The 25,268-nt window shown below is 74.8% G+C and carries 19 protein-coding genes; 4 read left to right on the forward strand and 15 right to left on the reverse strand.

Annotated elements, in window-relative coordinates; translation table 11 throughout:
- Window positions 1–100: 100 nt before the first annotated feature.
- The 7 genes from AB0F03_RS30165 to AB0F03_RS30195 all read right to left on the reverse strand — a co-directional run bounded on the left by AB0F03_RS30165 (window position 101) and on the right by AB0F03_RS30195 (window position 8,837).
- Window positions 101–1,294: a cytochrome P450 gene (locus AB0F03_RS30165; protein WP_361997540.1), complete on the reverse strand. Its 1,194-nt coding sequence runs from the start codon at window positions 1,292–1,294 to the stop codon at window positions 101–103.
- Between the two features lie 96 nt (window positions 1,295–1,390).
- A complete protein-coding gene (locus AB0F03_RS30170) occupies window positions 1,391–2,026 on the reverse strand; it encodes an NAD(P)H-dependent oxidoreductase (protein ID WP_361997542.1) in 636 nt (211 codons plus the stop codon).
- A 225-nt stretch (window positions 2,027–2,251) separates the two neighbouring features.
- The gene (locus tag AB0F03_RS30175; protein WP_361997544.1) at window positions 2,252–3,469 is read right to left on the reverse strand and encodes a LuxR C-terminal-related transcriptional regulator; all 1,218 of its coding nucleotides are present in this window, start codon (window positions 3,467–3,469) and stop codon (window positions 2,252–2,254) included.
- Between the two features lie 907 nt (window positions 3,470–4,376).
- Window positions 4,377–5,564 (reverse strand): histidine kinase, encoded by a 1,188-nt coding sequence (locus AB0F03_RS30180; RefSeq protein WP_361997546.1) that lies wholly within the window; start codon window positions 5,562–5,564, stop codon window positions 4,377–4,379.
- 199 nt (window positions 5,565–5,763) lie between these two features.
- Window positions 5,764–7,482 (reverse strand): cation acetate symporter, encoded by a 1,719-nt coding sequence (locus AB0F03_RS30185; protein WP_361997548.1) that lies wholly within the window; start codon window positions 7,480–7,482, stop codon window positions 5,764–5,766.
- 31 nt (window positions 7,483–7,513) lie between these two features.
- Entirely contained in the window at window positions 7,514–7,897 is a 384-nt protein-coding gene (locus AB0F03_RS30190) for a hypothetical protein (protein ID WP_361997550.1), read from the reverse strand.
- A 139-nt stretch (window positions 7,898–8,036) separates the two neighbouring features.
- Window positions 8,037–8,837: a LytTR family DNA-binding domain-containing protein gene (locus AB0F03_RS30195; RefSeq protein WP_361997552.1), complete on the reverse strand. Its 801-nt coding sequence runs from the start codon at window positions 8,835–8,837 to the stop codon at window positions 8,037–8,039.
- A gap of 281 nt (window positions 8,838–9,118) precedes the next feature.
- Between AB0F03_RS30195 and AB0F03_RS30200 the strand changes: the two genes are divergently transcribed.
- Window positions 9,119–10,162, forward strand: coding sequence for a bifunctional class I SAM-dependent methyltransferase/NUDIX hydrolase (locus tag AB0F03_RS30200; RefSeq protein WP_361997554.1), 1,044 nt, complete (start codon window positions 9,119–9,121; stop codon window positions 10,160–10,162).
- Between the two features lie 19 nt (window positions 10,163–10,181).
- Here the strand turns inward: AB0F03_RS30200 and AB0F03_RS30205 are convergent, their stop codons facing one another.
- The 5 genes from AB0F03_RS30205 to AB0F03_RS30225 form a co-directional block, all read right to left on the reverse strand.
- Window positions 10,182–12,266, reverse strand: coding sequence for a xanthine dehydrogenase family protein molybdopterin-binding subunit (locus AB0F03_RS30205; RefSeq protein WP_361997556.1), 2,085 nt, complete (start codon window positions 12,264–12,266; stop codon window positions 10,182–10,184).
- A gap of 18 nt (window positions 12,267–12,284) precedes the next feature.
- The gene (locus AB0F03_RS30210) at window positions 12,285–13,280 is read right to left on the reverse strand and encodes a xanthine dehydrogenase family protein subunit M (protein ID WP_361997558.1); all 996 of its coding nucleotides are present in this window, start codon (window positions 13,278–13,280) and stop codon (window positions 12,285–12,287) included.
- On the reverse strand, window positions 13,277–13,816 hold the full coding sequence (locus AB0F03_RS30215) for a 2Fe-2S iron-sulfur cluster-binding protein (RefSeq protein WP_361997560.1): 540 nt from the start codon (window positions 13,814–13,816) through the stop codon (window positions 13,277–13,279). Before AB0F03_RS30215 ends, AB0F03_RS30210 begins: the two co-directional genes overlap by 4 nt.
- 73 nt (window positions 13,817–13,889) lie before the next feature.
- Entirely contained in the window at window positions 13,890–14,750 is an 861-nt protein-coding gene (locus AB0F03_RS30220; RefSeq protein WP_361997562.1) for a hypothetical protein, read from the reverse strand.
- 115 nt (window positions 14,751–14,865) lie between these two features.
- The gene (locus AB0F03_RS30225; protein WP_361997696.1) at window positions 14,866–16,743 is read right to left on the reverse strand and encodes an ABC transporter ATP-binding protein; all 1,878 of its coding nucleotides are present in this window, start codon (window positions 16,741–16,743) and stop codon (window positions 14,866–14,868) included.
- A gap of 324 nt (window positions 16,744–17,067) precedes the next feature.
- Here AB0F03_RS30225 and AB0F03_RS30230 point away from each other — a divergent pair, with 324 nt between their 5' ends.
- Window positions 17,068–17,832 (forward strand): crotonase/enoyl-CoA hydratase family protein, encoded by a 765-nt coding sequence (locus AB0F03_RS30230; RefSeq protein WP_361997564.1) that lies wholly within the window; start codon window positions 17,068–17,070, stop codon window positions 17,830–17,832.
- A gap of 276 nt (window positions 17,833–18,108) precedes the next feature.
- On the opposite strand, the gene AB0F03_RS30235 is transcribed toward AB0F03_RS30230, so the two are convergent.
- The 3 genes from AB0F03_RS30235 to AB0F03_RS30245 are packed head-to-tail and all read right to left on the reverse strand — an operon-like array spanning window position 18,109 to window position 22,180.
- Window positions 18,109–19,335, reverse strand: a complete 1,227-nt coding sequence (locus tag AB0F03_RS30235; RefSeq protein ID WP_361997566.1) for an FAD-dependent oxidoreductase — start codon at window positions 19,333–19,335, stop codon at window positions 18,109–18,111.
- Window positions 19,332–20,753, reverse strand: a complete 1,422-nt coding sequence (locus AB0F03_RS30240) for an FAD-dependent oxidoreductase (RefSeq protein ID WP_361997568.1) — start codon at window positions 20,751–20,753, stop codon at window positions 19,332–19,334. The genes AB0F03_RS30235 and AB0F03_RS30240 overlap by 4 nt, the downstream gene beginning before the upstream one ends.
- A complete protein-coding gene (locus AB0F03_RS30245) occupies window positions 20,750–22,180 on the reverse strand; it encodes an FGGY family carbohydrate kinase (RefSeq protein WP_361997570.1) in 1,431 nt (476 codons plus the stop codon). The genes AB0F03_RS30240 and AB0F03_RS30245 overlap by 4 nt, the downstream gene beginning before the upstream one ends.
- Before the next feature lie 253 nt (window positions 22,181–22,433).
- Here AB0F03_RS30245 and AB0F03_RS30250 point away from each other — a divergent pair, with 253 nt between their 5' ends.
- On the forward strand, window positions 22,434–23,420 hold the full coding sequence (locus AB0F03_RS30250; protein WP_361997572.1) for a hypothetical protein: 987 nt from the start codon (window positions 22,434–22,436) through the stop codon (window positions 23,418–23,420).
- Window positions 23,421–23,588: 168 nt separating this feature from the next.
- Window positions 23,589–25,127, forward strand: a complete 1,539-nt coding sequence (locus AB0F03_RS30255) for an amino acid permease (RefSeq protein WP_361997574.1) — start codon at window positions 23,589–23,591, stop codon at window positions 25,125–25,127.
- The last annotated feature ends 141 nt before the right edge of the window (window positions 25,128–25,268 follow it).

Below are 25,268 nucleotides of genomic sequence, written 5' to 3' on the forward strand. Positions count from 1 at the left end.
CGGAGGAGCGGGGGCGGCCGGCCCCGCGCGACATTGCGCGGGGCGCCGCCACGCCGCCGGAGGTGGTCGGAGGGGTGGTGTCACCGAGAGGTGCGGAGTGCTACCAGGTGACGGGCAGGCTCTTCAGTCCGAAGACGGATCCGCGCAGGCTCAGCGGGATCTCCTCGGCCGGCGTGGCCGCCCGCAGGTCCGGGAAGGCCTCCAGCAGCGCGCGCAGGCCGGTGCGCAGTTCGAGGCGGGCCAGGTTCTGGCCGACGCACTGGTGGATGCCGTGGCCGAACGCCAGGTGTCCGGCGGTGTCGCGGTCGAGGTCGAGCTGCGCGGGGCAGCCGTACTTCGCCGGGTCGCGGTTGGCGGCCGGCAGGGACACCGTGACGGTCTCCCCCTTCTTCACGGTCTGACCGTCCAGCTCGACGTCCTCCAGCGCGGTGCGGAAGATCTCGTACTGGTTGACGGTCACATAGCGGAGGATCTCCTCCACCGCCGCGTCGACACGGGTCAGGTCGGCGCGCAGGGCGGCGAGTTGCCCGGGGTGGTGCAGCAGCGCCAGCACGCCGACGCTGAGAGCGCTCTCCGTCGTCTCGTAGCCCGCGAAGAGCAACAGGGCCACCATGTTGCCCAGTTCCTCGTCGGACAGCTCGCCGGCGGCCAGGAGCCGGCTGATGATGTCGTCGCCGGGTTCCTTGCGCTTGCGCTCGATGGTCTCCCCGATGAGCGCGCCGACCTGTCCGTAGGCGGCCATCGCCTCCTCGGCGTCGCCGTCCGGGTCGTGGGTGAGGGCGGGCACGTCCTGGTACCGTTCCCGCTCCTCGTACGGCAGGCCGACCAGCTCGGACAGGACCCGCAGGACGAACGGCTTGGCGAAGGTGGCGAGCAGGTCGGCGGGGGCGCCGTGCTCGCGCACCGCCTCGATCTGCTCGGCGGCCACCGACTCGACGCGGGGGGCGAGTTCGGCGATGCTCCGGACGGTGAACTCCCGCGCCAGCATGCGGCGGAAGCGGGTGTGGTCCGGCGGGTCCATGTGGATGAACATGCCGGGCAGCGCCGCGAACTGCGGTACGGGGGCGCCGTACTTGGTGACCGGGAAGTGGCCGATCTCCAGGCTGTGGCTGAAGCGGGGGTCGCTGAGAACCTCACGGACGAGCCGGTGGCTGGTGGCGATCCAGCCGATGTGGCCGTCGGGGTAGGCCATCCGCGCGAGCGGGCGTTCTTCCCGGAGCGCGTCGAAGATCGCGGGCGGGTCGAAGTGATGGGTGCGTGACCAGACTTCTTCGTAGGAGAGCATCTCGCTCATGAAGCACCTTTCCCACAGTGTGTGCGAACGTACCTGGCCGCGGAGAACCGCGCCCCCCACGGGTGCGCCCGCCCGCGAGAACGGTGGTGCCGAAGGTCAGAGGGCCAGCTTGCGCAAGGTCTCGCGCGCGTCCGCCAGGGACTTCTCGCCCAGCGGCTTCAGCTGCGCCATGGCGGGGACGATCGCCGCGAAGGTGAGTTCGGCGTGCACGAACTTCAGGTGGTCGGCGAGGCCGATGGCGCTGAGCACGGCCCGCAGGTACGGCTCCTGGTAGTCCCAGCCCTCGCGCGGGGTGCCGGGGGCGTAGGAGCCGCCGCGCGCGGTGACGGCGATGACGTTCTTGCCGCTCAGCGCGCCGGACTCGGCACCCGGGAGGATCATGTGGGCCGGGCTGACCAGCCGGTCGATCCAGGCCTTGATCGACGACGGGATCGTGTAGTTGTACATCGGGATGCCGAGCACGATCGTGGTCGCCTCGCGGACCTCGGAGACGAGCGCCTCGGTGAGCGCCTGCTCCTCGGGGCTGACACCGTGCAGGTCGCCGGACGGGTCGAAGAGCCACTCCCGCACCTCGTGCGTGATGTGCGGGACGGGCTCGGTACCGAGGTCGCGGTAGGTGTAACCGGCGTCCGGGTGGTTCTGCCGCCACTGAGTGGCGAACTCGGCGGTGAGCTGCCGCGTCACGGACTCGCCGGAGCGGATGCTCGCGTCGATGTGCAGAAGATGCGTCATGACATGACTCCTGGCCACTTGTACGGCTGTTCCGGCGACCCGCCCGGTCCCTTCCGGCCGGCACTCGCCGACGGACGGCACACCACGGTGAGGAGCGGTGCTTCCCTCGTCGGGAGGCTACGGGCAGACACCGCCGCGGCGGCATCCCCCAGGTTGGTAGGGCGGGGTCGGTGGTCCCGGCGCGGGACTGCCACCTGCGACGACGGCCCCGCACCGACGGGTGGGCTACCCGGCCTGCCGGGCCATGGGCGGCCGGATCTTGAACCCGGGCTCGGACTCCCGCGCGGAGTCGGGGCGTTCCTCGACCAGGATCCGGTTCCAGGAGCGGGCCAGCTCGACGCGGGAGGTGACGTCGAGCTTGCGGAAGATCTTCTTCAGATGGAACGCCACCGTGTGGGGCGAGATGTACAGCTGGCTGCCGACGCGCCCGTTGGTCAGGCCCTGGCTGACCAGTTCGGCCACCGCGAACTCGGTGTCCGTGAGCCGGCTGACCCGGGTCCGGCTGCGGGCCGGCCGGCCGCACTGGCCGTCGAGTTCCCGGATCCGGCTCTGCACCCGGGACAGGTCGCGGGACGCACCGGCTCCCAGGTAGGCGTCGGCCGCGCGCCGGAGCAGGTCGACCGCCCGGTCGCGCTCCGAGACGCGCGCGGAGCGTATACGGCTCGCATCCTCCAGCGCGGACGCCCGGGCCCACGCGTCCAGATGCCGTTCCGCCGCGGCTTCCAGCGCGTCCGCGTCCCGCTCGTACAGCGCGGCGGCGTGCTCGGCCGCCGCCTGGACGCTGCGGAAGCTCCGGTTGGCGAGGGCGAGGGCGCTCATGCGGCGGGCGGTCCCCTCGGCGAGACCGTCGTCGCCGAGGCGCTGCCCGGCCCGCACCAGCCAGGAGGCCGCCGCCGGCTGGGACACCAGCAGGTCGCTGGTGAGCACGTCGTCGTGGGCGATGCCCTTCAGCAGATGGGCCACGCTCTCCAGGCCGTTGCGGGCCTCCAGCGCCTGGGCGGCGGCCCACACGCACTGGCCCGGCATGAGGTTCTCCTGCCCGAGCAGCCCCGCGTCCCGCAGGTAGTTGGCGTACAGCAGACCCGTCGTCAGATCCAGGGAACGCACCGAGCACACGGCCATGACCACGTGCCCCCGCGGCGGCAGACCACGGCTCCCGGCCTGGCCGGCCAGCCGGAGCCCCGCCTGGGCCGCCGCCGCCGCCTCGGCGGTTCTCCCCGCGGCGAGGTGGATCTCCGCCTGGCACAGGTGCAGCGCCGCCTGCACCTCCGGGCGGAGCGACGCATGGGGGGCGGACGCGGCGCCGGCGATGAGACGGCCGGCCGGCCGCAGGCCGCGGACCCGGGTCAGCAGCGTGGCGTACCAGATGCGCGCCTCGAGCGAACTGACGCGACCGGTCCGTTCCCCCGGGACCGGTTGCGACGCCGCGGCTGCTAACTCCATGCTTTTGCCAAGTCGCCCATCGAGCCAGAACAGCGCGGATTGTGCAATAGAGCGGCCCGGTTCGGAAGATGATTCCAGAAGAATTTGTTCGGAGATGACTGAATATCGCGGGGGCACTACAAACCTCTGACTCGTGATCGGGTGGCGTTGTGATCTCGTGGGGGTGTCGCTCTGACCCGTTGGCCGCTTCTTCGGGGCCGCTCGGAGGTGGTGCCCTGCCCCCCGCCGTGGCTCTCCGGGGACCCGCCCGGAAGAACCGCAAGGTGTCCTGCGTCTGCTCGCGTCCGCCGTCCAGCACGATTCCGCACCTCACAGCTGCTTTGTCCGCCGACGGCCCGCACGGCACGATCCGTGCGGTCCGCCCTTCTCCGACTCGACCGGAGCGCCTCAGCGCCCCGTCCGCCGTGCTGCGCGAACGAACGGTCTGCGCATTCCGCCCTGCCGGAGCGGCCGCTGCACGACACGGCCCGATTCGATGAAGAACATCAAGTAACCCCCCTGGCGGCCTGTGCGCCGGTCGTCCGTGTTGCTACACGCATGGTGAACCGCAGTCGCGCACGAACCTCACATGACCGGCGAGGAATAACGCCCTCGCCATCCGCTCATGGATCCCTTCGCACAACCATACGTATGCATGCCGTGAAGCACCACGAATCGCTGTGACGCTGCCGTTAACGCTCGCCGACGACTGGCGGGGCGCACGCGTGATCACGGCCACCGTTCACCATTCCCCCACACAAGTCCCACCCCTGTCCCCGTAGCAGGACGGCTCGCCGCCCCGCTTCCCCGGAGAGAAGCCCTGCCCCTGTCGGCGCCTGTGTGAACGTGACCAATGCCACGGCGAACAAGGGCCGTTGATCCGGTGGCGCAACCGTCGAGGTTCGGCCATGATGGCCGGACGGGGGCGTCAGGGCGGGGGTGCCTGGACGCCCGGCCGGAACTTCGGCACGCGGACCGTGATCTTCGTACCGGCCCCCACGCCCGTCTCGATCACGAGGCCGTGGTCGTCGCCGTACACCTGGCGCAGTCTGCGGTCCACGTTGCTCAGGCCGATCCCCGTGGACGCCCCGGCCGTGCCGCGCAGGATCTCGCGCAGCCGCTCCGGTTCCATGCCGACGCCGTTGTCCTCGATGACGACCCGGGCCTCGGTGCCCTCGTCCTCGGCGGTGATCGTCACCCTGCTGCGCTCCACGGAGTCCTCCAGGCCGTGCTTGAGGGCGTTCTCGACCAGGGGTTGCAGGCACAGGAACGGGAGCGTCACGGGCAGCACCTCGGGGGCGATGCGCAGGGTGACCTGGAGACGGTGGCCGAACCGGGCGCGGGCCAGCTCCAGGTACTGCTCGATGGAGCGCAGTTCCTCGGCGAGGGTGGTGAAGTCACCGTCGCGGCGGAACGAGTAACGGGTGAACTCGGCGAACTCCTGGAGCAGTTCGCGGGCGCGGTCGGGGTCGGTGCGCACGAAGGAGGCGATGCTCGCGAGGGAGTTGTATACGAAGTGCGGGGAGATCTGTGCGCGCAGCGCCCGCACCTCGGCCTCGTGCGCGCTGGAGCGGGCCCGGTCGAGGCCGGCCAGGTCGAGGTCCACCGAGAGCCGGCGGGCCGCCTCCTCCGCGGCCCGGGCCAGCGTGGCGGACTCCGCTTCCGCGAACACGGCGAGCGTGCCGGCGGTCACCCCGTCGGCGCTCAGCGGCACGAGCACGGCCCAGCGCACCGGGCAGCCCTCGTCGGCGCAGGACAGCGCCAGGGTACGGGGGCGCGGGGCGGGGGCCAGCCGGGCCGCGAACTGGTCGCGGTGGTGCTCGGCGACGCCGTCCCAGACGAGGATCCGGGTGTCGTCGGCGAGGGCGAGGGCGGGGGCGCCGAGCAGGGGGCGCAGCCGACGGGCCGTCCTGCGGGCCGTGTCCGGGGCCAGTCCCGCGCGCAGGGGTGCCGCGGCGAGCGCGGCGGAGTGCAGGGCGTGCGCGAGGGCGCGCGTCCCGTCGGTGCCGGCCGTGTGCTCCAGTTGCCGGCGCGCGGCGCCGTGCCCCAGGGCGGCCCCCAGCACGAACAGCGCGAGCCCGGCCAGCACGAGGGCCGTGGTGACGAGCACGGTCATGAGCGGTACGGCCGAAGATGATCCGGCGGACGGACGGACACAGGACTCCTCGGTGGCGGTGGCGGTGGCGGTGGCGGTGGCGGTGGCGGTAGGGGTAGCGGAGGGGGTGGCCGGGGCGGAGCCGGCCGGTCGTGGCGGACGGACGTGGTCCGGGGGGCCGGGAGCGGGGGCGATCAGGACTGGGTGGTGGAGGTGGTGATCAGAGGTGGGTGGGGGCGGGTTCGGGGAGGTGGAGGCGGGCCATCGTGGCGGTCGTGCCGAGGGGCACCCGGTCGCGGGTGGCCAGGGACGTCAGCACCATGGCCGCGAACCCCACCGGCACGGACCACACCGCGGGCCAGGCCAGCAGGGTGTGCAGCCAGCCCGAACGGGCGCCACCCGCGATGGTCACCGTCACCGCGGTGAGCGCCGAGCCGCCGCCGAGCAGGAGCCCGGCGATCGCGCCCGGCGGGGTCAGGCCGCGCCACCAGATGCCGAGCAGGAGCAGCGGACAGAACGAGGAGGCGGACACCGCGAAGGCGAGCCCGACCGCGTCGGCCACCGGCAGCTCGCTGACCACGGCACCCGCGGCGGTGGGCACCGCGATCGCGGGCAGCGCGGCGAACCTGAAGTGGCGTACGCCCAGGGTGGGCAGCACGTCCTGGGCGAGCACGCCGGCCACGGACAGGGTGAGCCCACTGGCGGTGGACAGGAACGCCGCGCAGGCGCCGCCGGCGACGAGGGCCCCGAGCAGGTCACCGGTGACACCGCCGATCAGCCGCTGCGGCAGCACGAGGACCGCGGCGTCGGTGTCGCCCGTCAGCAGCAGGTCGGGCGCGTACAGCCGGCCCAGCATGCCGTACAGGGGCACCAGCAGGTAGAAGGCGCCGAGCAGGCCGAGCACGATCACGGTGGTGCGGCGGGCGGCGCGCCCGTCGGGGTTGGTGTAGAAGCGGACGACGACGTGCGGCAGGCCCATCGTGCCGAGAAAGGTGGCCAGAATCAGCCCGTAGGTGGCGTACAAGCTGTGCTGTTCGCGGTCCGCGGAGAGCGGTCTCGCCCAACTGGACGGTGCCGTACGGCCGGGCGCGCCGTCGGGCAGCGGGACGCGGGCGCCGGCCGGGAAGCGCAGGGTGGTGTCCGCGCCGATCCGGTGCCGTCCCTCGGCCAGGGTGAGGGGCGCGCCGTGCAGGGTACGGCCGTCGACGGAGCCGGAGACGGTCACGCGGACCGGTGCGCGGGCGGTGAGGGTGACCGGCCGGTCCAGGCGGACCTCGGTCGAGCGGTGGAAGACGGGCCGGTCGTCCCAGGACGGAGCCGGGGCGTGGTCGGCGCGCCAGGCGAGCAGCAGGAAGGCCACGGGCACCAGCAGGGCGGTGAGTTTCAGCCAGTACTGGAAGGCCTGGACGAAGGTGATGCTGCGCATCCCGCCGGCGGCCACCGCCACGGTCACCACGGCCGCGACGATCAGTCCGCCGAACCAGCCGGGCACGCCGGTGAGCAGCCGCAGGGTCAGCCCGGCCCCGCGCAGCTGGGGCAGCAGATACAGCCAGCCGACGCCGACGACCAGGCCGCCCGCGACCCGGCGGACCGCCCGGGACTCCAGCCGGGCCTCGGCGAAGTCCGGCAGGGTGTAGGCGCCGGAGCGGCGCAGCGGAGCGGCGACGAAGGCCAGCAGCACCAGGAACCCGGCGGTGTAGCCGATGGGGAACCACAGCATGTCGACGCCCTGGGCGAGGACGAGCCCGGCTACGCCGAGGAAGGAGGCGGCGGAAAGGTACTCGCCGCTGACCGCGCAGGCGTTGAGCCGGGGGCCCACGGTGCGTGAGGCGACGTAGAAGTCGGAGGTGGTGCGGGAGACGCGCAGGCCCAGCGCGCCGACGAGGACCGTGGCGAGGACCACGGCCGTCACGCCCGCGATGCCGTACGTCCGGTTCACCGGCCGGCCCCGGTGTGTGGTCGGCGCATGGTCAGGGGCGCTCCGCGGGGGCGGGCGTGCCGGTCTCGTTGCGCTCGGCCCGGCGGACGTACCAGGCGCCGATGCCCAGCAGCGCCGGATACGGCGCCACGCCCAGCAGGAGCCAGAGGGCCGGCGCGACGCGGGGTGCGGTGTCGGCGAAGGGCAGGACCCGCAGGAGGACGGGGAGCAGACCGAGCGGGACCGCGAGCAGCGCCGTCGCGGTGAGGGCGGCCCGCATCTGACGGCGCATCAGGGACCGGACGGCGGCGTCGCCGTCCGGGCCGGCGGGGCCGGGGGCGGCCACGGGGACCGGGGGCGGCAGGATGCGGCCGCCGCCGGGCGTGTGCGGCCGTCCGGTGACCACCTCTCTGCGAGGGACGGATTCCGTACCCATCACGCACTCCCCGACGCCACGGTGATCACCTTGTGTGCGGCGAGTGTACGCAGAGTGCCACCGCCGAGACACCCGGCGGACCGGATTCCCCACGGACCGGCACGCGGGCGCGGCACCCGGGCCGCGTCGCGCCGCCGGTTCAGCGGGGCCGGGCCGTCGCGCGCAGGGCCAGCAGGTCGCGGAGTTCGCGGGCGTTGCGGCGGCTCACCGCGAGGATCCGGTCGCCGATCCGGACGCTCAGGTTGCCGCCGTCCAGCCGGAGTTCCTCGATCCGGCCGAGGGCGACGAGCCGGCTGCGGTGGATCCGCACGAAGCCGCGTGCGCGCCACTGTTCCTCCAGCGTCGACAGCGGCGTCCGCACCAGGTGGCTGCCGTCGCGGGTGTGCAGCCGGGCGTAGTCGCCGTGCGCCTCGGCATAGGTGATGTCGGCGACGGGCACGAAACGGGTCACCCCGCCCAGTTCCACCGGGATCTGGTCACCGAGAGCGGGCGTGGGCGGCGGGAGGGCGGCGGGCCGGGGCCCCTGCCCGGCCCGGACCAGGTCGGCGACCCGGCGCACGGCCTCGGCGAAGCGCTCCTTGCGCAGCGGCTTGAGCAGGTAGTCGACGGCCTTGAGGTCGAAGGCGCGGACCGCGAAGTCCTCGTGGGCGGTGACGAAGACGATCAGCGGCGGCGTGGCGAACCCGCCGAGCAGCCGGGCCAGTTCGAGGCCGTTGAGGCCCGGCATGCTGACGTCGAGGAACACGACGTCGAAGGCGTCCGCGCCGCCCGGCCCCTCCTCCATGGCCCGGCCGAGCCGGCGCAGCGCCTCGGTGGCCGCGGACGCGGGCACGACCGTGCCGACCCTCGGGTCCTTCCCCAGCAGGTACAGCAGTTCCTCGAGCGCGGGTCGCTCGTCGTCCACCGCCAGGACGCGCAGGGGTACGTCGCTCACGTGCATGTTCCGGCAGCTCCTGTCGCCCTCGACCGCTCCTCCCAGGGAATGGTGGTCCCGTCCGGCCCCCGCGTCGAGATCGCGTACGGCGGTGCGCGCGGACCGGCGGTCCGCCGCGCCCGACGGCGTGCCCGGGTCGATGGGTATCTCGGGGTCGATGGGTATCTCCGGGTCGGCGGGTGTGGCCGGGTCGGCGGGTGTTGCCGGGTCGGCGGGTGTGGCCGGTCCCTCCCCCGGCCATGATTGCCTTGGCGGCGGAACGGACCGGCACGCGCGGAGGAGACCCGGTGGCAGACCTGACACCCGAGGAGTGGGACGCGCACTACGCGCGGGGCGGCCGGTTCCGGTCGCTGGGCGGGGCCGAGCGGCGGCTGCTCGCCGCACACGTCCCGGCCCCCGTCGGCGGGCTCGCCCTGGACGTGGGCTGCGGACTCGGCGAACTCGCCCGCCATCTGGCCGGGTCGGGGTACCGGGTGGACGCGGTCGACGTGTCGGCCGCCGCGCTCGCCGGGGCCGGGGGCACGGACGGGCCGGAGGTGACGTACCTGCGGCTGGACGTCGAACGCGACGACCTGGAGCAACTCCCCCACACCGCCTATGACCTGATCACCGTCCGGCTCGCCTGGGCGTTCGTGCGCGACCGTACCCGGGTGCTGAACCGGCTGCGGGAGCGGCTGCGTCCCGGCGGCACGCTGTGCGTGATCACCTCGGTCGCGGACGCCGTACCGGAGGACGAGCGGCCCGCCGCCCTGGACGAGCGGGAGATCGGACTGCTGTGCGCGGGCTGGGAGTCGGCCGGGCGGTACGACGCCGACGGCCTGGCCCTGCTCGTGCTGCGCGGCCCCTCCCCCGGCCCGCTCGTGTGCGCCGCCAAGGGGCGTCCCGTCCCGCACGCGCTGACCGGTGCGGGTGTCGTCGTCACCGATCCGGCGGGGCGGGTGCTGCTGGGCTGGTCGGTGCGGGGCGTCTGGGAGCTGCCCGGCGGCAAGAACGACCCGGGTGAGGACTTCGCGACCGCCGGGGTGCGGGAGCTGGCGGAGGAGACGTCGCTGCGGGCCGATCCGGCCGGCGCCCGGGTCCGGGCGGTGCTGCTGGACTCCGTCGACGGCATACCCCGGCTGACGGCCGCCGTCCAGGTCACCGCGTTCACCGGTGCACCGGTCGTCACCGAGCCGCATCTGATCCACCGCTGGGAGTGGCACGAGCTCGCCGACCTGCCCGCCCTGTCCGCGCCGCTGTTCACACCGAGCGCCCACGTCCTGGACACCGTGTGGCCGGGCCTCCTGCCGGGCCTGCCCCCGGTGCACCGCTACCCGGTCGCCGGGGACTGACGGGCCCGGCCGGGCGGGGTCAGCCCTCGGACAGCAGGCCGGTGAGGATGCGGTCGGGAGTGAGCGGGAGTTCGCGGAAGCGGATGCCGGTGGCGTGGTGGACGGCGTTGCCGAGGGCGGCGGCGGTGCCGACGATGCCGATCTCGCCGATGCCCTTGCTGCCCATCGGGTTGAGGTGGGGATCGTCCTCGTCGATCCAGTCGGCCTCGATGGCGGGGACGTCGGCGTGGGCGGGGACGTGGTAGCCGGCGAGGTCGGTCTCGGGGAAGTCACCGAACGCGGGGTCCAGGGTGCTGCCCTCGGTGAGCGCCATGCCGAGGCCCATGACCATGCCGCCGGTGAACTGGGAGCGGGCGGTGCGGGCGTTGAGGATCCGGCCGGCGGCGAAGACGCCCAGCATGCGGCGCACCCGGACCTCGCCGGTGACGGTGTCGACGGCGACCTCGGCGAAGTGGGCGCCGAACGCGTGCCGCGCGTAGGGGCTGTCGGCGTCCGCGCGGCCGGTGGTGTCGGCGTGGACGGTCAGGCCGTCGGGGGGCAGCGGGCCGGAGTGCGCGGCGAGCCGGGTGCACGCCTCGTGCACGGCCCAGCCCCAGGAGGCGGTGCCGGAGGAGCCGCCGGCCAGCGGGGCCGGGGGCAGGTCGCTGCGGCCGACCTCGGTGCGCACCCGGTCCAGGGGGACGCCGAGGGCGTCGGCGGCGATCTGGGCGAGGACGGTACGGGCCCCGGTGCCGATGTCGGCCGCGTTGACCCGGACGGTGAACGTGCCGTCGGGCAGGGCCTGGGCACTGGCCGAGGACGGGGAGGCCATCACGGGGTAGGTGGCGGCGGCCACGCCGGTGCCCAGGAGCAGGGGGCCCTCGCGGCGGACGCCGGGGCGCGGGTCGCGGCCGGCCCAGCCGAAGCGGCGGGCGCCCTCGCGCAGGCACCGCACGAGGCCGCGGCTGCTGAACGGCTTGCCGCTGCCGGGTTCGCGGTCGGGTTCGTTGCGGACGCGCAGCTCCACCGGGTCCACGCCGAGCGCGTCGGCGAGTTCGTCCACGGCGGACTCCAGGGCGTACATGCCGGGGGCCTCGCCGGGTGCCCGCATCCAGGAGGGGGTGGGCACGTCCAGGGGGACGACGCGGTGGGTGCTGCGCAGGGCCGGGGTGGCGTACATGGTGCGGGAGACGAGTGCGGCGTACTCCACGAACTCCTTCACCCGCGAGGTGTAGGTGGTCACCTCGTGCAGCAGGGCGGTGAGGCGGCCGTCCGCGTCCGTTCCCAGCCGGATCCGCTGCCGGGTGGGGGCGCGGTGGCCGGTGGTGGTGGGCAGGTGGCGGCGGTGGCAGGCCAGGGTGACGGGCCGGCCGGTGTGCCGGGCGGCCATCGCGGCGAGGACGACGTCCGGGCGCGGGGTGCCCTTGGCGCCGAAGCCGCCGCCGACGTGTTCGGCGACGACGGCGATCTGCTCCTCGGGCAGCTCGAACAGCTGGGCGAGCACGGACCGGACGGCCGTACCGCCCTGGCTGGAGGTGTACACGGTGAGCCGGTCGCCGTCCCAGTGGGCGGTGCTGGCGTGCGGCTCCAGGGGGTGGTTGTGCAGCGGTGACACCCGGTAGGTGACGTCGACGCGCACGGCGGCGGCGGCGAAGGCCGCCTCCGGTTCGCCGTGCTCCAGGGTGCCCGGCCGGCCACCGGCCTCATCCGGTGCGTAGGCGTCCCGGTGGCCCTCGTTCAGGTCCACGTCGTGGGGCCGGGTGTCGTAGCTGACGCGGACCGCGCGGGCGGCGGCGCGGGCCGTCTCCGGGGTCTCGGCCACGACCAGGGCCACGCACCAGCCGCGGTGCGGTACGGCGGCGTCCTGGAGGACGGCGAGGGTGCCGTCCTCGGGTTCGGCGAGGCGCGGGGCGTCGCCGGGGGTGAGGACGGCGAGGACGCCGGGCAGGGCGAGAGCGGCCGAGGTGTCGACGGCGGTGACCCGGCCGCGGGCGACCGCGGCCGGCACGGGCCAGGCGTGGGCGCGGCCGGGCACGGCGTACTCGGCGGCGTAGCGGGCGGTGCCGGTGACCTTCTGGCGTCCTTCCCGGCGCTCGACGGGGGCGCCCAGGGCGCTGCCGGTCATGGTTCCTCCTGGGGCGGCTCAGGCCGTTGCGGGGGCCGGGGCGAGACGGTGCAGGACGTCGAGGGCCAGGTTGCGGGCGAGGGGCACCTTGTAGGCGTTGTCCCGCAGCGGCTCGGCGTGCGCGAGTTCGAGTGCCACGGCCCCTTCGAACGCGGCCGGGGTGGCGGGGGCGCCCAGCAGGGCCAGCTCGGTGTGCCGGGCCCGCCAGGGCCGGTGGGCGAGTCCGCCGAAGGCGACGCCGACCTGGTCGACGACCCCGTCCACGACCTTCAGGACGACGGCCACGGAGGCGAGCGCGAAGGCGTACGACGCCCGGTCGCGGGCCTTGCGGTAGGCGGAGGGTACCCCGGCCGTGGCGGCCGGCAGGACCACCCCGGTGATCAGTTCGCCGGGGCGGATCCAGGTGTCCCGTTCGGGGTGCTCGCCGGGCAGCCGGTACAGGTCGGCCACGGCCAGGCGCCGGGTGCCCTCGGTGCCGTACAGCTCGACCTGGGCGTCCAGCGCGGCCAGGGCGACGGCCATGTCGGAGGGGTGGGTGGCGATGCAGTGCTCGGAGTGGCCGAGGACGGCGTGGTCGCGGTGGACGCCGTCCCGGGCGCCGCAGCCGCTGCCCGGCTCGCGTTTGTTGCAGGGCTTGTCCAGGTCCTGGAAGTAGGGGCAGCGGGTGCGCTGGAGCAGGTTGCCGCCGGTGGTGGCGGCGTTGCGCAGCTGTGCGGAGGCGCCCGCCAGCAGTGCCTGGGACAGGGCCGGGTAGCGGTCGCGGACGCGCGGGTCGGCGGCCAGGTCGCTGTTGCGGACGGTGGCGCCGACGCGCAGGGAGCCGTCGGGCAGCTCCTCGACGGCGTCCAGCGGCAGCCGGCCGATGTCGATGAGGAGGGCGGGCCGCTCGACGCCGAGTTTCAGCAGGTCGACCAGGTTGGTGCCACCGGCGAGGTAGCGGGCGCCGGGGTGGGCCGCGTACGCCTCGACGGCCTCCTGGAGGCCGGCGGGCCTGAGGTATCCGAAGCCGGTCACTCGATCACGTCCTCGATCGCCTCGACGATGCGCGGGTAGGCGCCGCAGCGGCACAGGTTGCCGCTCATCCGCTCGCGGATCTCGGGCCGGTCCAGCGGTACGGGCCGCCCGGCGGGGGCCGCCGGGTCGGTGACGTGGGAGGGGTGGCCCGCCGCGACCTCGGCGAGCATGCCCACGGCGGAGCAGAGCTGGCCCGGGGTGCAGTACCCGCACTGGAAGGCGTCGCGGTCCAGGAAGGCCCGCTGGAGCGGGTGCGGCTGCTCGCCGTCACCGCCGAGGCCCTCGACGGTCGTGACCTCGCGGCCGTCGAGGGCGACGGCGAGCAGCAGGCAGCTGTTGAGGCGGCGCCCGTCGACCAGCACGGTGCAGGCGCCGCACTGGCCCTGGTCGCAGCCCTTCTTGGACCCGGTGAGATCCAGGTCCTCGCGCAGCACGTCCAGCAGGACGCGCCGGTGGTCGACGAGCACCGTGTGCGGTTTGCCGTTGACCCGAAGGGTCACCTCGGAGTGGTGGCCTGGCTCCTGTGCGCTGGTCATGTGGGGGCTGACCTTCCGGACGGGCGGTGATGCCGTCCCCACCGCGTATCCAGGCGCGGGCGGCTCACACCTGTCAGGTGCCGGCCGCGCCGGTCCTGGCCAGCTTGTCGGTGACGTCCGCGGTGTCGCGGGCGGGCGGCGCGCTGACCCGCGCGTCGGTCCCGAAGTCCGAGAAGCGCAGCACGGTCGTGCTCGTCACGGGGGTGTCCCCGCGGCCCGGCGTCCGGTGTGCGAGCGGGTGCAGGGTGAGGCGGACGCTCTCCTGGCGCAGCCGCCCCTGCCCGTCCAGCCACAGGTCCACGGGCAGGGTGGACTTCCCGAGCTGCTGGCGCAGCTCCCGCTCCTGTGCGGCGTTGCCGGAGGAGAGCGCGGAGAGGGGGACCGAGACGCGGTAGTGGGTGGTGCGGGTGCCGTCGAGGGTCTGGGTGCCGACGCGGGTGACGTCCTCGGAGCCGACGTTCCTGAGGTAGCGGACCGGTTCCGCGGGGTCGCTGACCTGGGACCGCCCGGCCGAGCCCCGCGCGGCCAGCCGCTTGAGGTCGATCTTCGCCCAGGTCTTGCCGCCCGGCACGGAGTCGCGCTTCCCGCCCGACGGCTTCTGGTAGACCACGCCGTCGACGACGCGCTGCTCGACGGTGGCGCCCCGCGAGGTCAGCGTGACGCGGCTGGTGCCGTCCTTCAGGCCGGCCACGCCGCTGCCGTGCGCCGTGACGGCCTGCCCTCCGGCGACGACCTTGCTGGTGACGGCGATCTTCGCGGTGTCCGCGGCCACCGTCCTGCGGTAGGCGTCCTGGACGGCCCGGGCGGGCGGGGTCGCGCTCGGCCGGGCCTGGGGGTCCCCGCCCTTGCCGCCACCGTCCTCGCTGCCGCAGCCGGTCAGCCCGGCGGCGAGGACGAGGGCGGCGACGGCACTTCCGATACCAGCCTTGGACACGGTGAGGTTCCTTCCAATTGGGGCCTGTTCACGGGCACTTGGCCCGATCACGGCTTCCCCGTCCCGTGCCGCTCACTCGCCGGGAGGTGGCTGCGTACCCGTGGGCCCCGGCCGCTCAGACCGTCGGCACGGTCGCGTCCCGCCGGGCGAACTGGGTGCGGTGCAGCTCCGCGTACCGGCCGCCGGCCGCCAGCAGTTCCTCGTGCGTGCCCCGTTCGGCGATCCGGCCGGACTCCACGACCAGGATCTGGTCGGCGGCCCGCACGGTGGACAGGCGGTGCGCGATGACGACGGCGGTGCGGCCCTCCAGGGCCTCGGTGAGCGCCTCCTGGACGGCCGCCTCGGAGGTGTTGTCCAGGTGGGCGGTGGCCTCGTCCAGGATGACGACGCGCTGGCGGGCCAGCAGCAGCCGGGCGATGGTCATGCGCTGGCGTTCGCCGCCGGAGAGCCGGTAGCCGCGCTCGCCGACGACCGTGTCCAGGCCGTCGGGCAGGGACCGTACGACGTCGGCGAGGCGGGCGCGGCCGAGGGCGTCCCACAGGTCGTCGTCCGTGGCGTCGGGCCGGGCCAGCAGCAGGTTGGCGCGGACGGTGTCGTGGAAGAGGTGGCCGTCCTGGGTGACCATGCCGAGGGTGGCCCGCAGCGACGCGGCGGTCACGTCCCGGACGTCGGTCCCGCCGATGCGGACCGCGCCCGCGTCGACGTCGTACAGGCGCGGCAGGAGCTGCGCGATGGTCGACTTGCCGGCGCCGGAGGAGCCGACGAGGGCGACGGTCTGGCCGGGTTCGGCCCGGAAGGAGATGCCGTGCAGGACCTCGGCGCCGCCCCGGGTGTCGAGGGCGGCGACCTCCTCCAGGGAGGCCAGGGAGACCTGGTCGGCGGACGGGTAGGCGAAGCGGACGTCCTCGAACTCGACGGCCACCGGTCCTTCGGGGACCTCGCGGGCGTCCGGCTTCTCCGCGATCAGCGGCTTCAGGTCGAGCACCTCGAAGACCCGCTCGAAGCTGACGAGCGCGCTCATCACCTCGACCCGGGCCCCGGCGAGCGCGGTCAGCGGGGCGTACAGGCGGGTCAGCAGCAGGGCGAGGGAGACCACCGCGCCGGGCTCCAGGGTGCCGTGCAGCGCGAACCAGCCGCCCAGGCCGTAGACGAGGGCCAGGGCGAGGGCGGAGACCAGGGTGAGGGAGGTGATGAAGACCGACTGGGCCGTGGCCGTGCGCACGCCGATGTCACGGACCTCGCGGGCGCGGGCCGCGAACTCGGCCGACTCCTCCTCCGGGCGGCCGAACAGCTTGACCAGGGTGGCGCCGGGGGCGGAGAACCGCTCGGTCATCCGGGTGCCCATGGCCGCGTTCAGCGTCGCCGCCTCCCGCTGCATGCGGGCCATCCGGCGGCCCATGCGGCGGGCGGGCAGCACGAACACCGGGAGCAGCACCAGCGCGAGCAGGGTGATCTGCCAGGACAGGGTGAGCATCACCGCGAGCGTGAGCAGCAGGGTGACCAGGTTGCTGACCACGCCGGAGAGGGTGTTGGCGAACGCCCGCTGGGCACCGATCACGTCGTTGTTGAGACGGCTGACCAGCGCGCCCGTACGGGTACGCGTGAAGAACGCGACGGGCATGCGCTGCACATGATCGAACACGGCCGTGCGGAGGTCGAGGATGAGTCCCTCCCCGAGCGTCGCCGACAGGCGCCGGCCGAGGATGCCGAGCCCCGCCTCGGCGAGGGCGACGAGGCCGATGAGCAGGGACAGCCGGACCACGGTGCGGGAGTCGTGCCCCGCCACGATCGCGTCGACGACGCGGCCGGCGAGCACGGGGGTCGCCACGGCGAGCAGGGCGGTCACCACCCCCAGCAGCACGAACCGGACGAGGCCGGCACGGTGGGGGCGGGCGAAGGCGGCGATGCGGCGCAGCGTGGCGCGCGCGAGGGGGCGACGCTCGGACTGCGCGTTCATCACGCTGTGCAGCTGCGTCCAGGCGGTGGTTTCCATGCTCATGGAAGAGAACGTAGAACCTCAAGCGTCGTCGAGGTCAAGGGCCGCGCTCTTTCACCCCCGCCGGCGCCCCCGCACCGGCAGGCCCCGCCACCCGCCGGCGGGACGGCGCGGGGCGCCTGTGGCGCTTCCTGGCCGTGGCTGCTCGCGGCGGCCGGCGCGAGGTGCCTGACCTGGATGGCCAGCGCGTTCACCCGGAAGCGGCACTGGTGCCGGGAGCGCTGACACCCGGGGCGCCGGTGCGCCCGGAGGCCGTCCCACGCGAAGCTACGGGGATCACCGTCCCCGGCTGTGCCGGGGGCCCGAGAAGGAGGTTGCCGTATGCCGGTGCGCGTCGAACGGCAGGAGTACGTCACCACGGTCGTCCTCTCCCGGCCGGAGGCCCGTAACGCGGTGGACGGGCCGACGGCCGCCGCCCTCGCCGCCGCCTTCCGGTCGTTCGAGGCGGACGACGGCGCCCGGGTGGCGGTGCTGTGGGGGGAGGGCGGCACGTTCTGCGCGGGCGCGGACCTCAAGGCGATCGGCACGGAACGCGGCAACCGGGTGGCGGAGGACGGCGACGGGCCGATGGGGCCGACGCGGATGCGGCTGTCCAAGCCGGTGATCGCGGCGGTGGCCGGGCACGCGGTCGCGGGCGGCCTGAAACTCGCCCTGTGGTGCGATCTGCGGGTCGCGGAGGAGGACGCGGTGTTCGGGGTGTTCTGCCGGCGCTGGGGGGTGCCTCTGATCGACGGCGGCACGGTACGGCTGCCCCGGCTGGTCGGGACCGGCCGGGCCATGGACATGATCCTCACGGGCCGCCCGGTCCCCGCCCGTGAGGCGCGGGCGATGGGGCTCGCCGACCGCGTGGTGCCGGCCGGCACCGCCCGCGCCGAGGCCGAGGCGCTCGCCGCGGGGATCGCCCGCTTCCCGCAGGCCTGCCTGCGCGGCGACCGCGCGTCGGTCCTCGACCAGGAGGGCCGGGACGAGGAGACGGCGCTGCGCACCGAACTCCGCCACGGCATGGCCGTCCTGGCCCACGGCACGCAGGGCGCAGCCCGCTTCGCCTCCGGCTCCGGCCGGCACGGCACGTTCCCGGACGCGTGAGGCACCACCCCGGGGACGGACCGGACCCGGGGCGGCACGGGTGGTCCTCCCCGGCCTCGGGGGGCCACCCCTCCCCCACCGGCCCGGGGCGGCACCGGTCGGTTCCTGGCACGGAGGCCAACCGGGTCGCGCCTGCGGACACGGCCGGCACGGCACGTTCCCCGCAGCGGGAACCGTGCGCCCGGAGCGGCACGGGCCGTTCCCGGACCGGGGACGCCACGCCACCCCCTCCCGCCGGGGCGGCACCGATCGGTTCCTGGCTCGTGATCGGTACACCTAGGCCGTGCTCACCCGTACCTCTCCGCCCTCGGGGTCGACCAGGTCGTGCCAGTGGTCGGTGAGGGTCAGGGAGCGGTGGGGTGAGGCGGTGCCGGGGCGCTCGCGGTGCAGCAGCCGGCCGTCCTGGTGGACGAGGAGGACCGGGCGGGTCAGCTGGGTGCCGGTGCGCAGCACATGGCGGCCGGGCCGGGCGCCCGGTGTGACGCGGTTGGGGGCGATCCAGCGCAGCGGCGCCTCGACGGTGACGGGTACGCCCGGGTCCGGCCAGGGCGCGCCCGCCAGGAGGTCCAGGACGGCGCCGGCCGCCCGGGCGCCCTCGCGGGCCGCGGTGCCGGCGGGCTCCACGGCGTGCAGGACGTTGCCGGCGGCGAGGACGCCGGGGCGCGAGGTGTGCAGGGAGCCGCCGACGGCGGGGCCGCGGGTGCCGGGGTCGAGGACGAGGCCGCCGCGCCGGGCGAGTTCGTGGTCGGGGACGAAGTCGCCGGTGAACACGACGGTGTCGCAGGACAGTACGGCCGTACGGCCGTCCCGGTGGCGGACGCGGACGCCGGACAGCCGTCCGTGGCCGAGGAGTTCGGCGACCGTGGTGCCGGTCAGCAGCGGGATGCCGTGGAGCAGCCGGGCCGCCTGGGCGCGGGCGCGGCCCGTCCCGGCGCGCGGGTGTTCCGTGACCAGGGCGACGACCCCGCAGCCGGCGGCGCGCAGGGTGCCGACGGCGGCGTAGGCGACGTCCTCGGCGCCGACGACGACCGCGCGGCTGCCGATGTGCTGGCCGAACAGGTGCACGGCCTGCTGGAGTTCGCCGGTGGTGTAGACGCCGGTGGGGCGGGTGCCGGGCACCAGCCGGGCGGCGCGTGGGCGTTCGCGGGCGCCGGTGGCCAGGACGACCGCACGCGCCTCGATGATCTCGGGTCCGCCGGGACCGACGGCATGGAGCGCCGGGCCCCCGGTCGCCCAGTCCAGCGCGGTCGTCCGGGTGCGGACCGTGGCGCCCGCCCGTTCGGCGGCCTCGGTGAGCAGGCGGGCGTAGCGGGGGCCGGTCAGCGGGTGCGTCCAGGTGCCGAAGCCGCCGTGCGCGCAGTGCCGGGGGACTCCGCCGGGCGACGCCTCCCGTTCCAGTACCTCCACGCGTCCGGCACCGGCCACCGCCAGCCGCGCGGCGGCGGCGAGCCCGGCGGGGCCGGCTCCGACGACGAGGACGTCGACGCGGCGCGCTGTCGTCATGGCCCGTTCCCTCCGTCGCCCGGCCCCCGCTCGAACAGCTCACGCACCGCAGCCCCGCAGTAGAAGCCCTGGCAGCGGCCCGCCCGGGCCCGGGTGCGGCGGCGCAGGCCCTCCAGGCTGCGGGGCGGGAGCGGCCCGGCGAGGGCGTCGCGGATCTCGCCGCGGGAGACGCGCTCGCAGTGGCAGACGAGGACGCCGTACTCCGGGTCCGCGGCGATGAGGTCGGGCCGCTGGCAGGGGCGGGGGGAGGCCTCGTCGAGCTGGGGCAGGGCGACCGCGTCCGGTTCGCGTACCGGGCCGGGGTCGAGGCCGGCGTCGGTCAGCAGGCCGGTGACGTGGGTGGCGATGGCCAGGGACGCGGTGAGGCCGGTGGAGCGGATGCCGCCGACGGTGACGTACGCCTGCCCGGGGTGGCTGGTGATCCGGTAGTCGTCGTGCCCGGTGGCCGCGCGCAGTCCGGCGTAGACGGCGGTGACCTCCTCGTCGAGGAGGGCGGGCAGGATGCGCCGGCCCTGGGCGCGCAGCGTGGCGAGCCCGTCGGCGGTGGACCCGGTGGCCCGTTTGTCGCGCACGTTCTCGGCGGTGGGGCCGAGGAGGACGTTGCCGTGGACGGTGGGGGCGACGAGGACGCCCTTGCCGAGGGCGGTGGGGACGGGCAGCAGGATGTGCCGGACCAGCGGGCGGGCGAGCTTGTCGAACACCAGGAGCTGGCCGCGGCGCGGGGTGACGGTGAAGTCCTGGTGGCCGAGCCGGTGGTCCAGGGTGTCGGCGTGCAGTCCGGCCGCGTTGACCAGGCGGCGGGCGCGCAGGGTGCCCCTGGTGGTGGTCAGCCGGTGCCCGTCCGCCGCCCACCGCACGTCGCGTACGGCGGTGTTGAGGTGCAGGTCGGCTCCGGCACCGACGGCCTGGGTGGCGTAGGCGAGGGTGGTCGTCCAGGGGCAGATGACGCTCTCGCCGGGGATGTGCAGGGCGCCGAGCGCGCCGGGGCCGAGGTGGGGTTCGCGGGCGTACAGCTCACCGGGGCCCAGCAGGGCGAGGTCGGGGCAGGCGTTGCGCTCGGCCTTCGCGGCGAGCCGGGGCAGCGCGGCCAGCTGCTCCTCGTCCCACGCGACCAGCAGCGCGCCGGTCCGTTCGACGGGGATGCCGGTCGCGGCGGCGTAGGCGCCGAGCCGCTCGTAGCCCTCGCGGACCAGGCGGGCCTCCAGGGTGCCGGGGGTCGCGTCGAAACCGGTGTGCAGGATGGCGGTGTTGGCCTTGGAGGTGCCCTGGCCGACGTCGTCCTGGGCTTCGACGAGGGCGATGCGCAGGCGGGGGTGGCGGGCGAGTTCCCGGGCGATGGCGCAGCCGACGACGCCGGCGCCGACGATCGCCACGTCGTACGGCGTCGACGGCAGCGGGCCGTCCGCGGTGACGGTCACGGGCCGAGGAGGGCCGCGACGGCGCCGCGGAAGCGGGCGCGGCGTTCGGCGGCCCGGTCGGCCGGGATGCGGGGCTCGTACACGGTGGCGGGTTCCCAGTCCGGCAGGGCGTCCTCGACGCTCAGTGCGGGGTCCGCGCCGAGGCGGGCGAGGGCGGCGGCGCCGAGCGCGGTCGCGTCGGGCAGCGCGGACACCTCGACGGGGCGCTGGAGCAGGTCGGCCTGGGTCTGCATGAGGAGCGCGGAGCGGGTCAGGCCGCCGTCGACACGGAGGGTGTCCAGCGGGGTGCCGAGGTCGATGGCGGCGGCCTCGGCGAGTTCGGCGACCTGAGCGGCGATGCCCTCGCACAGGGCGCGCACCAGGTGCCCGGGGGTGGTGTCGAGGCCGAGGCCGGTGAGGGAGCCCCGCAGGTCGCCGCGCCACCAGGGGGCGGCGAGTCCGGCGAGGGCCGGGACGAAGGTGACCCCGCCGCTGTCGGGGACGCTGCCGCCGACCGGGTCGAGGTCGGCGGCACAGGACAGGACGCCGAGGTCGGTGAGCCAGCGGACGGCGGAGGCGGCCGTGTACACCTGGCCGTCCAGGCAGTAGCTGGTGTGTCCGGCGAGCCGCCAGGCCACGCAGCTGACCAGGCCGGAGCCGCCGCGCCGGGGGCGGTCGCCGGTGTGGGCGAGGAGGAACGCGCCGGTGCCGTAGGTGCACTTGGCGGCGCCGGGCCCGGTGACGCGCTGGGCGAGCAGGGCGGCCTGCTGGTCGACGGCGAGGCCGGTCAGCGGGATCTCGGGGCCGAACGCCCGTGTCGTGCCGACCGGTTGCGCGGCGTCGGTCACCTCGGGCAGGCGTTCGCCGGCCAGCCCGTACAGGTCGAGGGCGCGCGGGGACCAGGTGGCGCTGTCCAGGTCCAGCAGCTGGGTGCGGCCGGCGGTGGCGGCGTCGGTGACGAAGGCGCCGGTGAGGCGGTGGACCAGCCAGGCGTCGGAGGTGGTGACGACGCCCTCGCGGGTGAGGTGACGGCGGATCCAGGCCATTTTGGGTCCGGCGAAGTAGGGGTCGAGGGGCAGGCCGGTCAGCTGCCGCAGCTCGTCCGCGTGCGCGGCCAGTCCGGCACAGACGGTCTCGGCGCGCCGGTCCTGCCACACCAGGGCGTCGGTGAGCGGACGGCCGGTGGCGGGGTCCCAGGCGAGGACGGTCTCGCCCTGGTTGGCGAGGCCGAGCGCGACGACGTCCTCGCCGGCCTCGGCGAGCGCGCGGCGGCCGGCTTCGACCACCGAGTCGTACAGCCCGGCCGGGTCCACCTCGACCAGGCCGCCGGGCAGGTACCGGGGGCGGACCTCGGCGAATCCGGTGCCGAGGACACCGCGTTCGGGGCAGACGACGAGCGCCTTGGTGCCGGATGTGCCCTGGTCGACGGCGAGCACCGGCCCCGTCATCGCCCGCCCTCCGCCGCGGCACTGAAGATCACCGCATCAGCCTGCCGTCGCACGGGGGGCGGCGTCAAGGGTTTACGGATTCGGCCAACTGATCTGTTCAATGGTTGAGTTGGCAATAATGGTTCGGCGGGAAGCTGCGCCTCTATAGTGACCGCCGACCACACGCGAGATCTTCATGACCGCCCAGGGGAGGGCTGTTGCTACGTCACCCCGCCACCACGCCCGTGCGCCAGTGGCAAGGGGCCGGCGGCTGATGGCCAGAGACGGAGTCCGCCCCTCCTACGATCCCGCCGGCCCCGACCAGGCGCTCCGCGCCGCCCTCCAGGACCTGCGCACCGGCCGCTGGATGGCCATGCGCGCCCTGCTCGGGGACACCACGCAGTGGTGGCGGTGGACCCAGCGCACCCAGATCCTCGCGGCGGCCGCGGCCGGCACCGACGTGGTGCGGGCCTGGCTCGCCGAGGAGCCGGGGAACGTGCACGCCGCGGTGATGCACGCCCGGGTCCTGGTGGAGCGGGCGCTGCGGGCCCGGCGCGAACGGCACCGCCGTACCCACGAGTTGTGGATCGAGGCGTGGGACGCCGCGCAGTCCGCCACGGCCACCGCGCCGCGGGACCCCGTGCCCTGGGTGTGCCTGCTGGCGCTGGCCCAGCTCGACCCGGAGCAGCGCTGGGAGGAGCACCGGGCCGCCGCGCCGGAGCCGATGCTTCCGCCGGGGCCCTGGGGGCTGCTGGCCGAGGCCCGCAGGCGCGACCCGGACAACCGCGAGGCGCACCACCGGATGCTCCAGTTCCTGTACGCGCGCGGCGGTTCGGGCCGGCTCGCGGAGGCCGCCGGGTACGCGCAGTGGGCCGCCGGGCAGGCTCCGCCCGGTGCCGCGGCGCATCTGCTGCCGCTGTACGTCCGGGTCGAGCGCTACCGCCGGGACAGCGGCCACGACGCGGCGCTGGACCTGCACTGGGTGGTGGACGAGGCGGCCCGCGAGGCGCGGCGCGCCCTGCACACCTGGTTCGAGCAGACCCAGCACGCCGAACGCTCGCTGTCCGACCTCAACCATCTGGCGCACGCCCTGTGGGGTTCCCTCCAGTTCGCGGACGCCGCGCGGGTGTTCGAGGCGATCGGGCCGTACTTCACGCCCCCGCCGTGGATGTACCGCACCCCGGACCGGGAGCGTGCGGTGGAGATCTTCGTCCAGGCCCGGGACCGCTGCCGGGCCGCCGCGGACGGCCCCCGCACCTGACGGAACCCGCACCACCGGACCCCACGCCCCACGCCCCATCCCACACCCCGCACCCCGCACCCCGCACCCCGCACCCCGCACCCACCCCGGAACTCCCCGCACCAGGAAATCCACGCTCCCCCCTGAACGTGCCCTGTTCGACAACCTGTTGATCCCGGAGGTCCCCGCGTGTCCCCCATCCCCGATCCCTCGTCCGTACCCGCCAAGGGCCTGCCGCAGCAGGACGAGGAACAGCGCCTGCGTGAACTCGGCTACCGGCCGGTGCTGGCCCGCCGCATGGGCGGTTTCGGCAACTTCGCGATCAGCTTCTCGGTGATCTCGATCCTGTCCGGCTGCATGACCCTGTACGGCTTCGGCCTGAACACCGGCGGCCCCGCCGTGATGCTGTGGGGCTGGGCCGGCGTCGGCGTGTTCGTGCTGTGCGTCGGGCTCGCGCTCGCCGAGGTCACCAGCGCCTACCCGACCTCGGGCGCCCTGTACTACATGGCCGACCGGCTCGGCGGCCGGCGCTGGGGCTGGTACACCGGCTGGCTGAACCTGCTGGGGCTGCTCGGCGCGATCGCCGGCATCGACTACGGCGCCGCCCTGTTCACCGGCGCGTTCGCCAACCTCCAATGGGGCTTCCAGCCGACGCCCGGCAGGACCATGCTGATCTTCTGCGTGATCCTGCTGCTGCACGCGGTGCTGAACCTGTTCGGAGTCCGCCTGGTCAGCGTGCTCAACTCGGTCAGCGTGTGGTGGCACCTGGCGGGTGTCGCGCTGATCGTCGGCGCGCTGGCGGTCGTCCCCGACCACCACCGGTCGCCGTCCTTCGTGTTCACGAAGTTCGTCAACGAGACCGGCTGGCACAACCCGCTGTACGTGGCGGCGATCGGCCTGCTGCTCGCGCAGTACACCTTCTCCGGTTACGACGCCTCCGCCCACCTGTCGGAGGAGACCTCGCACGCCTCGGTGGCCGCGTCCCGCGGCATCGTCCGGGCCATCTGGGTCTCCTGGCTGGCCGGCTTCGCCCTGCTGGCCGGGCTGACCTTCGCCATCCAGGACTACGACGCCACGCGCACCACGGACACCGGTGTGCCGCCCGCCCAGATCCTGCTCGACGGTCTCGGCACCGGTGGCGCCAGCGCGCTGCTGCTCGTGGTGATCGTCGCCCAGCTGTTCTGCGGGAACGCCGAGGTCGCCGCGGCCAGCCGGATGGTGTTCGCGTTCAGCCGGGACGGGGCGCTGCCCGGCTCGCACCTGTGGCGCAAGGTGAGCGACCGCACCCAGACCCCGGTCGCCGCGGTCTGGCTGTCCGTCGCCGTGGCCTGCGTCCTGGCCCTGCCGTCGCTGTACTCGGCGACGGCGTACAACGCGGTGACCGCCATCAACGTCATCGGCATCACCCCGGCCTACGCGATCCCCGTCTACCTGCGGTTGCGCGCGGGCGACCGGTTCCAGCGGGGGCCGTGGCACCTGGGCCGCTGGAGCGGACCGGTCGGCTGGGTGGCGGTCGTGTGGGTGGCGTGCGTGACCGTCCTGTTCTGCCTGCCGCAGTCGTCACCGGTCAACGTCGACACGATGAACTACGCGTCGGTGGCGCTCGCCGTGGTCCTGGTCCTCGCCAGCGTCTGGTGGTACGTCGCCCGCCGGTCGTACGGCACGCCCACCACGGCCGCCTACGGCAGCGACCGCGAACAGGCCGACCTGGCCGAGGGCATCGTCTGAGCCGGCTGTCCGGTGAGCGCCGGTCCCGGTACGGACGCGCGTACCGGATACGGCAGGATGAACGAACGCGCCGGTCACCGGAGTTCCGGGGCCGGCGCGGTCGCACATCCCGGACATCGAGCAGGTGGCAACGTGACGAGA

The organism is Streptomyces sp. NPDC028722, assembly GCF_040637655.1.
Classification (GTDB): domain Bacteria; phylum Actinomycetota; class Actinomycetes; order Streptomycetales; family Streptomycetaceae; genus Streptomyces.